This is a genomic window from Planotetraspora thailandica (genome assembly GCF_016863335.1).
GTDB lineage: Bacteria > Actinomycetota > Actinomycetes > Streptosporangiales > Streptosporangiaceae > Planotetraspora > Planotetraspora thailandica.
In genome coordinates, this window is sequence record NZ_BOOR01000010.1 from 234,775 (window position 1) to 248,561 (window position 13,787).

The 13,787-nt window shown below is 68.9% G+C and carries 15 protein-coding genes; 8 read left to right on the forward strand and 7 right to left on the reverse strand.

Going from position 1 to position 13,787, the window contains the following annotated elements; translation table 11 throughout:
- Positions 1-80: 80 nt before the first annotated feature.
- Positions 81-1,616 carry a hypothetical protein gene (locus tag Pth03_RS10145; RefSeq protein ID WP_203943906.1) on the forward strand — a complete coding sequence of 512 codons (1,536 nt, stop codon included), beginning with the start codon at positions 81-83 and terminating at the stop codon, positions 1,614-1,616.
- A 132-nt stretch (positions 1,617-1,748) separates the two neighbouring features.
- On the opposite strand, the gene Pth03_RS10150 is transcribed toward Pth03_RS10145, so the two are convergent.
- A complete protein-coding gene (locus Pth03_RS10150) occupies positions 1,749-2,285 on the reverse strand; it encodes a YfgM family protein (protein WP_203943907.1) in 537 nt (178 codons plus the stop codon).
- Positions 2,286-2,447: 162 nt separating this feature from the next.
- Between Pth03_RS10150 and Pth03_RS10155 the strand changes: the two genes are divergently transcribed.
- Positions 2,448-2,888 (forward strand): hypothetical protein, encoded by a 441-nt coding sequence (locus tag Pth03_RS10155; protein WP_203943908.1) that lies wholly within the window; start codon positions 2,448-2,450, stop codon positions 2,886-2,888.
- On the opposite strand, the gene Pth03_RS10160 is transcribed toward Pth03_RS10155, so the two are convergent.
- Both Pth03_RS10160 and Pth03_RS10165 read right to left on the reverse strand, forming a co-directional pair.
- Entirely contained in the window at positions 2,852-3,412 is a 561-nt protein-coding gene (locus Pth03_RS10160; RefSeq protein WP_203943909.1) for a TetR/AcrR family transcriptional regulator, read from the reverse strand. The genes Pth03_RS10155 and Pth03_RS10160 overlap by 37 nt on opposite strands.
- 225 nt (positions 3,413-3,637) lie before the next feature.
- Positions 3,638-4,723, reverse strand: coding sequence for a CapA family protein (locus Pth03_RS10165; RefSeq protein WP_239118896.1), 1,086 nt, complete (start codon positions 4,721-4,723; stop codon positions 3,638-3,640).
- A gap of 115 nt (positions 4,724-4,838) precedes the next feature.
- Here Pth03_RS10165 and Pth03_RS10170 point away from each other — a divergent pair, with 115 nt between their 5' ends.
- Both Pth03_RS10170 and Pth03_RS10175 read left to right on the forward strand, forming a co-directional pair.
- On the forward strand, positions 4,839-5,333 hold the full coding sequence (locus tag Pth03_RS10170; protein WP_373318521.1) for a Fur family transcriptional regulator: 495 nt from the start codon (positions 4,839-4,841) through the stop codon (positions 5,331-5,333).
- Positions 5,330-6,778: a catalase gene (locus Pth03_RS10175; RefSeq protein ID WP_203943910.1), complete on the forward strand. Its 1,449-nt coding sequence runs from the start codon at positions 5,330-5,332 to the stop codon at positions 6,776-6,778. Before Pth03_RS10170 ends, Pth03_RS10175 begins: the two co-directional genes overlap by 4 nt.
- A 76-nt stretch (positions 6,779-6,854) precedes the next feature.
- Here the strand turns inward: Pth03_RS10175 and Pth03_RS10180 are convergent, their stop codons facing one another.
- A complete protein-coding gene (locus tag Pth03_RS10180) occupies positions 6,855-7,061 on the reverse strand; it encodes a DUF397 domain-containing protein (protein ID WP_203943911.1) in 207 nt (68 codons plus the stop codon).
- Between the two features lie 63 nt (positions 7,062-7,124).
- Positions 7,125-7,982, reverse strand: a complete 858-nt coding sequence (locus tag Pth03_RS10185; RefSeq protein WP_203943912.1) for a helix-turn-helix domain-containing protein — start codon at positions 7,980-7,982, stop codon at positions 7,125-7,127.
- 466 nt (positions 7,983-8,448) lie between these two features.
- Here Pth03_RS10185 and Pth03_RS10190 point away from each other — a divergent pair, with 466 nt between their 5' ends.
- The 4 genes from Pth03_RS10190 (at position 8,449) to Pth03_RS10205 (ending at position 12,710) form a co-directional block, all read left to right on the forward strand.
- Entirely contained in the window at positions 8,449-8,655 is a 207-nt protein-coding gene (locus Pth03_RS10190; RefSeq protein WP_203943913.1) for a hypothetical protein, read from the forward strand.
- A 231-nt stretch (positions 8,656-8,886) separates the two neighbouring features.
- The gene (locus Pth03_RS10195; RefSeq protein WP_203943914.1) at positions 8,887-11,055 is read left to right on the forward strand and encodes a molybdopterin oxidoreductase family protein; all 2,169 of its coding nucleotides are present in this window, start codon (positions 8,887-8,889) and stop codon (positions 11,053-11,055) included.
- A 131-nt stretch (positions 11,056-11,186) separates the two neighbouring features.
- Positions 11,187-11,738: an HD domain-containing protein gene (locus Pth03_RS10200; protein ID WP_203944014.1), complete on the forward strand. Its 552-nt coding sequence runs from the start codon at positions 11,187-11,189 to the stop codon at positions 11,736-11,738.
- A gap of 60 nt (positions 11,739-11,798) precedes the next feature.
- A complete protein-coding gene (locus Pth03_RS10205; protein ID WP_203943915.1) occupies positions 11,799-12,710 on the forward strand; it encodes a Rieske (2Fe-2S) protein in 912 nt (303 codons plus the stop codon).
- Between the two features lie 40 nt (positions 12,711-12,750).
- Here Pth03_RS10205 and Pth03_RS10210 read toward each other — a convergent pair whose 3' ends face one another.
- Together Pth03_RS10210 and Pth03_RS10215 are read right to left on the reverse strand one after the other, a co-directional pair.
- Complete coding sequence (locus Pth03_RS10210; RefSeq protein WP_203943916.1) at positions 12,751-12,984, reverse strand: DUF8836 family protein; 234 nt, start codon at positions 12,982-12,984, stop codon at positions 12,751-12,753.
- A gap of 18 nt (positions 12,985-13,002) precedes the next feature.
- On the reverse strand, positions 13,003-13,749 hold the full coding sequence (locus Pth03_RS10215) for a sulfite exporter TauE/SafE family protein (protein ID WP_203943917.1): 747 nt from the start codon (positions 13,747-13,749) through the stop codon (positions 13,003-13,005).
- Positions 13,750-13,787 lie beyond the last annotated feature (38 nt).

Sequence of the window (13,787 nt, forward strand, 5' to 3'; positions counted from 1 at the left end):
AGGCAAGCCGTCCCCGCACTTTTCCCTCGCTGCTACGTTCGGCGTTCGTCGGATTACCGTAAGCAATCAGGGGGACGTCGATGTCCAGGACATCGCGAAGTATGCGGGGGCGGTGCGTCGTTCTGGCGGCGGTGACCGCCGGGGTGAGCTGGCTCGCGACCGGCCAGGCGACGGCCGAGGGCGGCGTGGCCGCGGACGCCTGCCGGCCGCAGACGACGGGCTCGGCGGCGAGCCTGAACTACCTCACGCCGCCAAGTGGCGTGCTCAGCATCGCCGACACCGCCGGGGCGGCCGCGGGCCGCGGGCTCACCACCCTGCCCGGACGGTCCGCGGCCGGGTCCCCGGGCCGGACCCTTCCCGTGGAGAAGGGCCCCAAGCCCGGCCAGGACGCCAAGCAGACCCGGAACGTCAAGGAGACCCGGGAGGCCCGGAACGCACAGGCGCCCAAGGCCGTCGGCGCCCAAGGGACGACGACCACGCAGAACACGACAACCACGCAGAACGTCAAGGGGGCGCACGGCCCGAAGGCGGCGCAGGACGCCAAGACGGCCCAGGGAACCCAGCCCGCCCAGGGAACCCAGCCCGCCCAGGGAACCCAGGCCGCGCAGGGAACCGTGACGGCCCCGGCGACCCAGGGGGCCGGCAGCGCGAAGCCCGTGCAGGACGCCACGACCACCAAGAACGCCCAGGACGTCAAGGCCGCCTCCGGCGTGAAGAGCGGTCAGGTGGCCAAGGGCGCCCACGCGGACGGCACGATGGTCCCGCAGGCCGCGGCTGACAAGCCCGCCCACCGCGATCACCCGAAGACGCTTCCCGGTGCCGTCTCCAATGCACCGGAGATTCTTCCGGGGGTTCCGGGCGGGAAGGCGAACCCGGCCGGGGCCGCCACGAAGGCCCTGCCTGCGCAGGCCCCTGACGCGGCTCCCGCGATGAACGCCGCTCAGGACATGGCACAGGAGGTGGCCAAGCAGACCACCACCGGCGCCTCCTCCGCGGCCAAGGCCGCCGGCCCTGCGGCGAGGATGTCGATGGTCCCTCTCATGTCCATCGCACCCTCGCGGCCGAAGATGGCGAGCCAGGCGTGTGCGCCGTCGGCCCCGGTGTCCGCTGCCGAGCACCGCCCGAAGGCCGGCGACCACCGGGCGGGCCATGACGGCGCCGACAGCCACAGGGACGCCGGGACGCGCTCGGGCGCCGCGTTCCTCCCCGCCCATCCGCATGGCCGTCCCGAGCACAAGGTGCCGTCTACGGTCGTCCAGCCGGCGGACAAGAGGCACGGTGCACGTGACGACGCGCAGGGACGCCAGGACTCCGCCAAGTCGCACGACGGATCCGGGGCGACCGGCAGGTCCGCGGCCGACGCGGCGCGCAGGCATGACGAGGCTCGCCGGCACGGTCCCAGCAAGCACGGCGAGGCCCAGAGCCCGTCCGAGCAGCGCATCCAGGGGGCGAACTCGCGGACCGGCGTGCTTCACCCCAAGGCGCCCGCCCATCCGCAGGGCTCCTCCCCCGCTTTCCCGGGCGACATCACCGCTCCCGCGCTCGCCAGGACCGCGAACGCGCGTACGGTCGCGACGCTCGCGAGGAACGCGGCGGGAAGCCCGATCCTGCCCTGACCGCAGGGGACGACGCACGTCCCGGCCGGCGATCCGGCCGGGACGAAAGGGGCCGTGGATTACGGCCCCTTTTTCGTTGCCCGCACCCGATCGTCCGTCAGCCCACGGCCGGGGGTGACACGCGATCTGGTGTCAGCGGCTGACGTCGAGCAGCGCGTCGAGGTCGTCCTCGGGCAGACCGAGGTCGACGCGGATGCGATATCGCGTGCGCAGCAGGACTTCTCTCATCGTGCTGCCGTCGGCGCAGGCGAGCACCCCGTCGGTGGCCCATTCGTGGGCGCCGTCCAGATCGCCGTAGGCCACCAGCGTCTCGGCGACGGTGAGCGCCGTGGCCGGGTTCCACGGCCCCGTCTTGATGGCCGCGATGACCTCACGGGCCTCGTCGGCCCGTTCAAGCTCGAAAAGCGTGTCGGCGATGCCCGATCGCGGGTCGATGAGCACCTCGCCGCCGTCGTCGACGGCGCTGCGGAAACGCTCCAGCGCGACGTCCGGCCGGCCCGCCTGACGCCATTCCTCCGCCGCCAGTACGAGGATCGCCGCCCTCGACACCTCACCGGACTCGTAGCCCTGAGCCAGCGCATCGAGCTGGGCGGCGAGGGCACCGTGGTCATCGAGCAGCAGGGCCTGTTCGAGCAGTCGGTCCAGCTGCTCATGCGTCACATGTGCCACAGTGCCGAGGCTACCGACCATTGCCCGACTTTGCAGGGACAACCGCAGGCATTCACGAAGCAACGATTAGTACACGTTCGACCACGAATCGTGTCTCAGTACGGTTGACCGGGCATATTGCCCGCGCTGTGCTAAACGGAGCGGGCGGGGGAGCGACTGGTCATGTCCAAGCGGGTGATTGTGACACTTGCCTCCGCAGCCGTGCTGTCCGCCGTCGTTCCGGGCCTGGCGGGTTATATGGCCTCTCAGTACGAGGCCCTCGCGCAGACCCGCAAGGAACTGGCGCGGCTTCAGACCCAGCTCCGCATGGCCGAGTTGAACGTCGAACCGGCCGCCGCCGTGCCGTGCGGGCCGAACTCGGCCACGCAGAGCACCCGGGAGCTCCAGATGCCGCGGAACACTCACTCACGGCCGTGGCAGAACTCGGGATACATGCAGGATCTGTCGCCCACGATATGGAGCTCGCTCGCCGTCCCGGACATCGATCCCTGGTCGCGTGAGCTGGGACATCACCCTCACCACGGGGCACGGCACGTCGACATCCCCGGGGGCTGGCCGGCGTTCGATCACCCGGCGCCGGGGCGGAGCTGGCGCGAAAGATAACCGTGCACCAGCCCCCGCGCCTCCGCGAGGATCTCCGGAGTGCCGCTGGGGTCGTGCCGGAACGCGAGCTTCAGCACGGCATCCCCCGCCTCCATGGCGACGAGGATGGCACGGTCCACCTCCTCGCTGTCGACCAGGCCGAACTCCTCGAACAACAACGCGCGCAGGCGGCCCATGATCACGGTTCCGCTGTCGGCCACGGCGTCGACCGCGTCGAGGTCGAGGATGTCGCCGAAGTGGAGCGAGCGGAATCCGGGGACGGTGCGATGAAGCTCGACGTACTCGTCGATGATCGCGTCAACCGCCGCCCACCATCCGTCGAAGTCGTCGGTGATGAAGCGGCGGCCGACCCTCGCCACGAACAGCTCGACGTTCCTTCTGGTGAGCGCCTGGCTCAGGGCCCGCTTGTCGGGGAAGAACTGGTAGACCGAACCGATCGCCACCCCGGCCCGCTCGGCGACGCGGGTGGTCGAAAGCGCCTCGTATCCGCCTTCGTCCAGCAACTCCGCGCACGCGTCGAGCATGCGCTCGACCCTGCGGGCGCTCCTGCGCTGCGACGGCCTGCGACGCAGCGGTTCGTCAGGGCGAGGCGAGTGCGACGACGCCCGCCCACCTGAAAAACGTTCCACATCGTGTACGTGCTGGCTGGACACACGACCATCTTGCACGCTGGACGGCGCCCCGGTCAGGCCTTACTCAGCAGTCGTAGGGAAATGCCCGGCAACTCCCCTCCGTCGCATTCCGCACGATCAGGTTCCTTGTCCGGGCGTGGCGTCCAAGCCCGTGCAGCCGCGGAGGTTCTTGTAGCCCGCGAGCGCCTGTTGTCTGGCCGTACCGGTGTCGGGGATGGGGATGCCGCCGTTGATCCGGGCCGGGGTCCACGCGTCCTTGAGGACCTTCCTGCCGTTGATCGTGAGCGTCAGCACGCCCGTCCTGCCGGTTTCCGGCCCCCAGTTGTAGAAGGCGAAGTTGCCCAGGCCGTACTGCACGTAGGCCTGGCCCGCGTATCCGCCGCCGAGCAGCACGTGCGCGTGGCTGCCGACGATGACGTCGGCCCCTGCCTCGGCGAGGTCCGCGGCGAGGCCGCGCTGAACGGCAGTGGGGCAGGTGGCGAGCTCGGTACCCCAGTGGAGGAACACGATCACCGTGTCGGAGTTCTTACGGGCCTGCTGTACGGCTTGGAGCAGGCGGGGCTCGTTCTTGGCCGAGGCGAGGCCGGGTTTGTCGCCCTTCGCCGTCCAGGCGGTGACGAACTCGTCGTCGAGCACCTGGGTGGCGCCGATGATCGACACACGGTTGCCCTTGACCGTGGCCCGATAGGGCCGGTAGGCGGACGCCTCGTCCTTGCCGATGCCGATCACGGGGAACCTGGACTGCTTGATCGAGGCGAGGGTGTCACGCAGGCCGCTTTCCATGTAGTCCATGCCGTGGTTGTTGGCCATGGTGACAACGTCGACGCCGGCGGCCTTGAGCGCCGTGAACGCCGTGGGCGGCGCGCGGAAGGTGAACTGCTTGCCCGGAGCGGGGGTGCCGCCGGTGGTGATGGCCGTCTCCAGGTTGAGCGCCGTCAGGTCGGACCTGCGCAACACGTTCGCGATGGGGCCGAGCGCCGTACTCGGGTTGCTGTCGAGGCGGGTACGCAGCACTCCCTCGAAGTGCACGTCGCCCGCGAAGGAGATCGTGTACGCACGGCGCGCGGGCTTGGAAGGCTTCGGTTTCGCCGCGGGCGCGGTCGCCTTCGTACCCGCAGGTGTAGGGGCGTCTTCACCTTCGGCGGCCGTGCAGGCGGCCACGAACAGGAGGAGGAGAGCGGGGAGGAGGGCTCGGCTTCGCACGTTCCAGAGCATGCCATCTATTGCCGACATAGACGCGATGCAAAGGATTCGTCACGAAAGACTGGGAGAGTTCCTTTACTTGAATCATTCAGGTCTAGTGGCTAGCGTGGTGAGTGTGGGAGACGCCATCCGACTTCGCCAGGCGGGCTTGCGGGTAACCGCTGCCCGGCTGGCCATCCTTCAGACCGTGAGGAACGGTGACCATCTCGACGTGGAATCCATCCACCGCGGGGTGTGCGATCGCGTCGGACAGGTATCCCTGCAAGCCGTCTATGACTCGCTGAACGCGCTCCAGCGCGGCGGGCTGCTCCGCCGCATCGAGCCGGCCGGCAGTCCGACCCGGTACGAGACACGCGTGGGAGACAACCACCACCACCTCGTCTGCCGCGAGTGCGGCAAGGTCACAGACGTCGACTGCGCGGTCGGGCACGCCCCCTGCCTGGAACCCGTCTTCAACGCCGGGTTCCTCGTGGATGAGGCAGACGTCATCTATTGGGGCCTGTGTCCCGACTGCCACGCCGGCGCCGCTGAAGAAGCCGACACGCATACGCGCGTCACGCCCCCCGAGTCCGCATCCCTTGATGAGGAATCCCGGAGGACAACCCCATGACCGACAGGCCGACAACCACCACCGACGCTGGCATTGCCGCGCCCAGCGACGAGTTCTCGCTGTCCGTCGGCCCCAACGGGCCCCTGCTGATGCAGGACCACTACGTCATCCAGAAGATGGCCCAGTTCAACCGGGAACGGGTTCCCGAGCGTGTCGTCCACGCCAAGGGCGGCGGCGCGTACGGCGTGTTGCAGATCACCGAGGACGTCAGCCAGTTCACCAAGGCCGGCCTCTTCCAGAAGGGCAGGGAGACCGAGCTCTTCCTGCGCTTCTCCACGGTGGCGGGCGAACTGGGCAGCGCGGACACGGCGCGCGACCCCCGCGGTTTCGCGATCAAGTTCTACACCGAAGAGGGCAACTACGACCTCGTCGGCAACAACACGCCGGTCTTCTTCATTCGTGACCCCTCGAAGTTCTCCGACTTCATCCACAGCCAGAAGCGGCGCGCGGACAACCACCTGCGTGACAACAACATGCAGTGGGACTTCTGGACGCTGTCGCCGGAGTCGGCGCATCAGGTGACCTTCCTGATGAGCGACCGCGGCACGCCGAAGAGCTGGCGCCACATGCACGGCTTCGGCTCCCACACGTTCCTCTGGTACAACGCGGCCGGCGAGAAGTTCTGGGTGAAGTACCACTTCAAGACCGACCAGGGCATCGAGAACTACACCGCCGCGGAGGCCGAGGCGATCGTCTCGCGGGACGCCGACCACCACATCCGCGACCTGTACAACGCGATCAAGAACGGCGACCACCCGTCCTGGACGGTGAACGTCCAGATCATGCCGTTCGAGGCGGCGGCCGACTACCGCTTCAACCCGTTCGACCTGACCAAGGTGTGGCCACACGGCGACTACCCCGAGATCACGATCGGCAGGTTCGTCCTCAACCGCAACCCGGAGAACTACTTCGCCGAGGTCGAGCAGGCCGCCTTCGAGCCTGCCAACCTGGTGCCCGGCATCGGCGCGTCCCCGGACAAGATGCTCCAGGGCCGCCTGTTCTCCTACCCGGACACCCACCGCTACCGCATCGGGCCCAACTATCTGCAGCTGCCGGTCAACCAGCCGAAGGTGCCCGTCCACAGCTACAACAAGGACGGCGCGATGCGCTACAGCAATTCGAGCGACCCGGTGTACGCGCCGAACAGCGCCGGCGGCCCGGTGGCCGATCCGTCGATCTTCGCGGGCGAGAGCTACCACATCGCCGGCGAAATCATCCGCAGCGCCTACACCAAGCACGCGGAGGACGACGACTTCGTGCAGCCGCGCGCCCTCTGGGAGAACGTGCTGTCCGACACCGACCGGACGCACCTCGTCAGCAACATCGTGGGCCACGCGTCGGCCCCCGAGGTCACCGGCGACATGAAGAAGCGCGTGGTCGACTACTGGACCAGCGTGCACAAGGACCTCGGCCAGGGCGTCGCCCAGGGCCTCGGTCTCGCCTGACCCCCGTTTCCCTGAAAAAGTGTGCGGCTTGCGCCCGTTCTCCTGGGGCACAAGCCGCACGCGCGTTCTCGCGAAATCAGATGTCGAACTCGCCGTCTTTCACGCCGCCGATGAACGCGTCCCATTCGACCGGGGTGAAAACAAGGACGGGACCTTCCTGATTCTTGCTGTCACGGACGCCTACCTGGCCGCCGGGCAGGACGGCTATCTCGACGCACGCACAGTTGTTGGCGCTGCGGGTGCTCTTCCACCAGCCGACACCGGGCAGATCAGTTGAGTTCATGAATTCGGTCTCTCCCCTCGGAGGCGACCCCCGACGGGGATTTTCCGAGGCGGTTCAATATGGCTATCGCCAGCGACTTAGATGTTTTTCCACGCACTTGCGGGAGACCTCGACGTCGAGCGCCTTGGTCTCCAGATAATCGAACGCGACCTCGTAGCGGTACACGATGGTCTCGTCCTCCACCAGGCGTCCGCCGAGCAGTGCCTCCAGATAGACCACATCGTGGAAATCCGGAACCCTGAGATGGCTGAACGCACCGGTGTTGATCGGGTGCTCCGCGTCCAGGGGGAGAACCCTCAACTGCACGTTGGGGAGCATCGAGACTTCCACCAGACGTTCGAGCTGCTCGCGCATCACCTCGTCGTCACCGAAGCGGCGAAGCAGCACCGACTCTTCCAGCACCGCCGAGACCGTGAACGGGCTCCGCGTCGCGAAGACGGCCTCCTGCCGGGCCATACGAACCTCGATCCGGCTCCGGACGCCACCCGGCGCTTCGAGAGTGCTCCGCTGCCCGCTCTCCATCATGGCTCGGACGTACGCCTCGGTCTGGAACAGGCCCGGCACCACCTGGGGTTCCCAGTTGCGGGCACTCACAGCCTCCGCCTCCAGCCCCAGGAAGGTGATGTATTCCTTGGGCAAGGAGTCGCGATACTCCTCCCACCAGCCCTTTCGGGTGGCGTCCCGATGCAGGGCAAGCAGCTCGTGGCGCTGGCTGGAATCTACCACGTAGATCGACAGCAGGGCCTCGATGTCGCCTTCGCGCGGCGAGGTTCGCGCCGTCTCGATCCTGCTGACCTTCGCCGCCGACCACCCCAGGCGCGTCGCCACCTGATCACCGGTCAGGTCGGCACGCTCTCTCAGCCGGCGGAGCTCCTGGCCGAGTCTTCGCCGGCGAACCGTGGGACTGCCGTGGTCGGGCACCCAGGCCGACCTCCTTGGTCACGCCGCGCGGGCACGCGTCTCCTTCGAGGCTACTTCGCGATCATAATGCAAATTGCACCGAGAGATGCACCGCACGTCGAGAAGATCCTTGCAAGTTTCTTTTCGCCAAGTATTGCAGGGTTATCTCTCGTGGGTCACGATCGATACTGGAGAGATTCCCGGAATTTCGGGGAGGCGCCGATGATCACGCGGCGAAACGTCCGGCCGATCTCTTCGCGAATGACATCCGTTTCCGGCGGCGGCTCGACCGTACTCGGATATGGCGACACGGGGGAGGCGTCCGACCACAGAGAATCACCGTCCGCCTAGCGACTGCGCGAAGTCGCCCGCATCATGAATGGCCCGGACGCGGGCCCAGTAAAAGCCGGGCCGAAAGGCTGCCACCTGCCGACCCGGCGAGCAAAAACGAGAACTCCACCTCGAAGCCACCCGAAAAGGAGTCTCCATGCACAACCACGGTATCAAGTGGTTATTAGTAATCAAGACCCACATGAACATGGCGGATCGAGCTCTCTGCGCCGACCAGGACCGGTGGGCCTACCAGTTGCGATGGACGGTGAGCCGCACCGGCTTCGGCGCCCGCCATTACCGCGACCCCCGATTCGACCTCGTCCGCGAACTCGAGGAAGTCGGCCGCGCCTTCACCGCGTGAGGCCGGCCTTCACCGCGTGAGGCCGCACCGCACCCCGATCCAGCGCCGTGTCCCCGCGGACCACACCGGGAACCGGAGGAAGAGGCGCCGGACGGCAATGAGCGCGCCCGGACGCACCGCGGGGGCGTCGGGGCGCGGGGAAGCCCTAGAACTTCGTTCGGTTCTGGGGCTTCCCTCACGCCGGAGGCACCGCAAGGATGGGTCCATCTCCCGGACCCAGGAGGCCGTGACATGAAGACCGCCTACCGGACCTGCCCGCTGTGCGAGGCCGTCTGCGGCCTCACGATCACCCTGGACGACGACGGGCACGTGACCGAGGTCCGCGGCGACGGCGACGATCCCTTCAGCAAGGGGTTCATCTGCCCCAAGGGCGCCTCCCTCGGCAGGCTCGACGAGGACCCCGACCGACTCCGGGCTCCCCTCGTCCGCACCGGCGACCGGTGGCGGGAGGTCTCCTGGCAGGAGGCCTTCGCGGCCGTCGAACAGGGGCTCTCGCGGGTCCCCGGGCCCGGCCGGGCCGTCTATCTCGGCAACCCCAACGCGCACACCATGGCCGGAGCCCTGTACGGCCCGGCGCTCGCCCGCGCGCTCGGCAGCAGAAACGTCTTCTCCGCCAGCACGGCCGACCAGATGCCCAAACACGTGTCGAGCGGGCTGATGTTCGGCGATCCGATGACGATCGCGGTGCCCGACCTCGACCGCACCGACTACCTGCTCATGCTGGGGGCCAACCCGCTGGAGTCGAACGGGTCCCTGTGCACCGCCCCCGACTTCCCCGGCAGGCTCAAGGCGCTGCGCGCCCGCGGAGGCAGGCTCGTCGTGGTCGACCCCCGGCAAACGCGTACGGCCAAGCTGGCCGACGAGCACCTGTTCATCCGGCCAGGGACCGACGCCTACCTGCTCGCGGGCATCGCCCACACGCTCTTCGCCGACGGCCTCGTCACGGTGACCGCTCCCGTGGCCGGGCTGGACGAGGTCGAGCGCGCGGTAGCCGACCTGTCGCCGCTCGCCTCCGCCGAGGTCTGCGGCGTGCCCGCCGACGTGATCGTACGGCTGGCACACGAGCTGGCCGCGGCTCCCACGGCCGCCGTCTACGCCCGCATCGGCACGTGCACGGCGGAGTTCGGCACGCTCGCCCAGTGGCTCGTCGACGTGATCAACACGATCACCGGCAACCTCGACCGCCCCGGTGGAGTGATGTTCCCCCGCCCCGCGACCGAGGGCCCGGCGCGGCGGAAGCCGTACAGGACCGGGCGGTGGCACAGCAGGGTGCGCGGGCTGCCGGAGGCGAACGGCGAGCTGCCCGTGGCGACGCTGGCCGACGAGATCGAGACACCGGGCGAGGGCCAGGTGAGAGCCTTGATCACGGTCGCGGGCAATCCGGTGCTCTCCGCACCGAACGGCCCGCGGCTCGGCCGGGCGCTGCGCGGGCTGGAGTTCATGGTCAGCGTCGATCCCTACCTGAACGAGACCACCCGCCACGCCGACGTGATCCTGCCTCCACCGCGGGTGCTGGAGTCGGGGCACTACGACTTCGCGCTGCTGAATTTCGCCGTGCGGAACTACGCGCGCTACTCTCCGCCCGCACTGCCGCTGGACGGGCGGCCGTCGGAGGCGGAGATCCTCGCCCGCCTGGCCGTGATCGCCTCCGGTCAGGGCGCGGACGCCGATCCCGCTCTGATCGACGAGCTGATCCTCGATGGGATGCTGCGCGCGGCCGTCGCCGACGAGGGAAGTCCTCTCCACGGGCGCGACCCGGCCGAGCTGCGCGCGAGCCTGGAGGGCACGAGCGGCGCGGAGGTCCGGCTGGACGCGATGGTGCGGCTCGGCCCCTACGGCGAGTGGAACGGCGGCGTCCTGTCGCTACCCGAGCTCCTCAGGCATCCGAACGGGCTCGACCTGGGCCCGCTGGAGCCGCGCCTGCCCGGTGTCCTGGCCACCGCCTCGGGGCTGGTGGAGCTCGCGCCGCCCACGATCCTCGACGACCTCGTACGGCTGCGCGCCGGCCTGGGTCGCAGGGCGCCGGAGTTCGTGCTGATCGGCAGGCGGCACCTGCGCTCGAACAACAGCTGGCTGCACAACGTCGGCCCGCTGGTCGGCGGCACCAACCGCTGCACGCTGCAGATCAACCCGGCCGACGCCGCCCGGCTCGGCCTCGGTGACACGGCGGTGGTGCGATCGGCCGCGGGCGAACTCGCCGTACCCGTCGAGCCGACGGACTCGATCATGCCGGGCGTGGTGAGCCTGCCGCACGGCTGGGGTCACGACGGCGGTTTCCAGACCGTCGCGGGCCAGAACGCCGGGGTCAGCGTCAACACGCTCACCGACGAGACCGTGGTGGACCCGCTTTCGGGCAACGCCGTGTTCAACGGAGTGCCTGTGGCCATCACCGCAGGATGACCCGAGTTGTGAGGTCGGGCCAGGGGCGGGCAATCCCCGGAGAAGCGGGCGAGCGGTGATCACAGGGCGTTAGGCTTCCGACCGTGACAATCGCTCTCCATGAACGGCTGCAAGCTCAGATCACCTTCGCCATGGAGATCGACAAGCTCAAGCGCATCATCCGCCGGAACACTCTGATCGACGGATCCCGCCGTGAGAACGACGCCGAGCACTCCTGGCACCTCGCCATGATGGCGATGACCATGGCCGAGCACGCTCCGGAGGGGACCGATCTCGACAAGGTCGTCGCGATGCTGCTCGTGCACGACATCGTGGAGATCGATGCCGGCGACACCTACATCTACAACCGGGTGGCCGTGGAGGAGCAGGCGGCGCGCGAGCAGGCGGCCGCCGATCGGATCTTCGGAATGCTCCCCCCTGACCAGGCCAAACAGCTCAGGGCACTCTGGGACGAGTTCGAGGAGCGGGTGACGCCCGAGGCGCGCTTCGCCAAGGCGCTCGACCGGCTCGCGCCCATCGTGGCCAACCACCACAACGAGGGCGGGTCGTGGGCGCTGAACAAGGTGACCGGGCGGCAGGTGATGGAGAAGGTCCGGATCATCGAGGAGGGCTCGCCCGCCCTGGGGGAATACGCGGCCCGGCTGGTGGCGACCTCGGTGGCACGCGGCCACATCGAACCCTGAGCCTGCCCATGTTCACGCCCGTGACGGGCGGGTACGGGGTCGGTGTTAAGGGGGAGAAAGATGGAGAAGACGACCAGGCCACGACGGACGGGTCTGCTGCCTCGAATTGTCCCATCGCCGAACCTCCTCGAGGGGCTGGAGCGCACCACGACCCTCGACCGGCCCATCGCCGCGCTGGCCAAGGCGGTGCGCCGCAGGTTGGGGCCCAGCAGGCTGCGTGATGTGCTTCACGGCGTGCCTCTCGGCCATCCCCTGCATCCGGCGCTGGCGATGGTGAGCGCGGGATGCTGGATCGCGACAGCCGTACTCGACCTGACCCGGGCGGATCCGCGGGCGTCGCGCACCCTGGTCGCGGCCGGCCTCGGCACGGCGCTTCCCACGGCCACCGCGGGGCTCGCCGACTGGTCGGCGTTGCACCGGGAGCAGCAGCGGGTCGGCTTCGTGCACGCGATCATGAACCTCACGGCGACCGGTTGCTACGGCGGCTCGCTGCTCATGCGCCTGCGCGGGCGCGAACGGGCCGGGCGCGCCCTCGCCTTCGCCGGGCTGGGCGCGGTGTCCGCCGGGGCCTACCTGGGCGGCCACATGGCGTACCGCCAGGCCGCGGGGGCCAACCACGCCGAGTCGGTCAGCCACCTCGTCCCACTCGGCTGGCACGATCTGTGCGCGCTCAAGGACCTGCCCAACGGGCGCCCGGTGCGGCGGCGGCTCGGCTACATCGAACTGTTCGTTCTGCGCCTCGGCGACGGCGTGAGCGTCCTGGCGGACGGCTGCTCCCACCTGGCCGGGCCGCTTCATCAGGGCCGGGTCACCATCGAGAACGGCGAGCCCTGCATCGTGTGCCCCTGGCACAACAGCGTCTTCCGCATCGGAGACGGCTCGGTCGTGCACGGCCCGGCGACCTCGCGTCAGCCCGCCTTCCGGACCCGTTTACGGCACGACGGCGTCGTCCAGGTCAGGCCCGCCGACTGAACCCCACCGGCTGGACCCTGCCGACTGAGCCCGGGGGGCGTCAGACCTCGTCCGGTTTGGGACCGTCCGCCGGATGCTCCACCAAGGCGAGGATTCTCGCGGACATGAACCGCGCGGTGCGGACAGGCGTGCCCGTCCTGGTCACCTCGCTCACCTCGACGATGCCCCGGCCCGTGCTGATCTCGACGCGACGACCCGCCCGCGTCGCCGCTACCTCGTAGGTGCGCGGGGTGCCCCCCGCATCGATGACGATCTCCACCCGGTCGCCCTTCATAAGGGCATAGATACCCTTTTATGCCAGTAGTTTCACTATGGCGGCGACCCCAACGCAGACGATGAACACCCGCAGAACGACGGGCGGCAGTCTGCGCCCCACGCGGGCCCCGAAGAAGCCTCCGGCCGCAGAACCCACCGCCACCATCACCACGACCAGCCAGTCGACGTGCGCCACCGCGATGAACAACACGGCGGCGGTCGAGTTGACCGCGAGGGAGAGCACGTTCTTGGCGGCGTTGATGCGTTGCAGGTGGTCGTCGAGGAAGATCCCGAGCAGGCCGATCAGCACGATCCCCTGCGCGGCGCCGAAATAGCCCCCGTAGACGCCCGCCGCGAGCACCCCGACCCACAACCACAACCCCCCGCTGGGGTGGCCCCGCCGCCCGGTCAGCCACCCGCCGAGCTTCGGCTGGAGGAGCACCAGGACGCAGGCGATCACGATCAGCACGGTCACGATCACCTGGAACGCCTGCTCGGGAAGCCACAGGAGCAGCAGGCCGCCGGTCACCGAGCCGAGCACGGAGGCGCTGCCCAGCCGCAGCAGCCGATGGCGCTGGCCTTGCAGCTCGGCCCTGTAGCCCAGCGCACCGGTGACGCCTCCGGGCACCAGCCCGATGTTGTTGGAGACGTTGGCCACCACGGGCGGAATGCCCACGGCCAGAAGCGTCGGAAAGGTGATCAACGACCCCGATCCCACCACCGCGTTGATCGCACCGGCTGCTATACCGGCCCCGAAAACGGCGGCGGCGTCCAACGGCGTCAAAAGCGCTACTCCCTCGTACGGCTAACGCCAGATGGTAG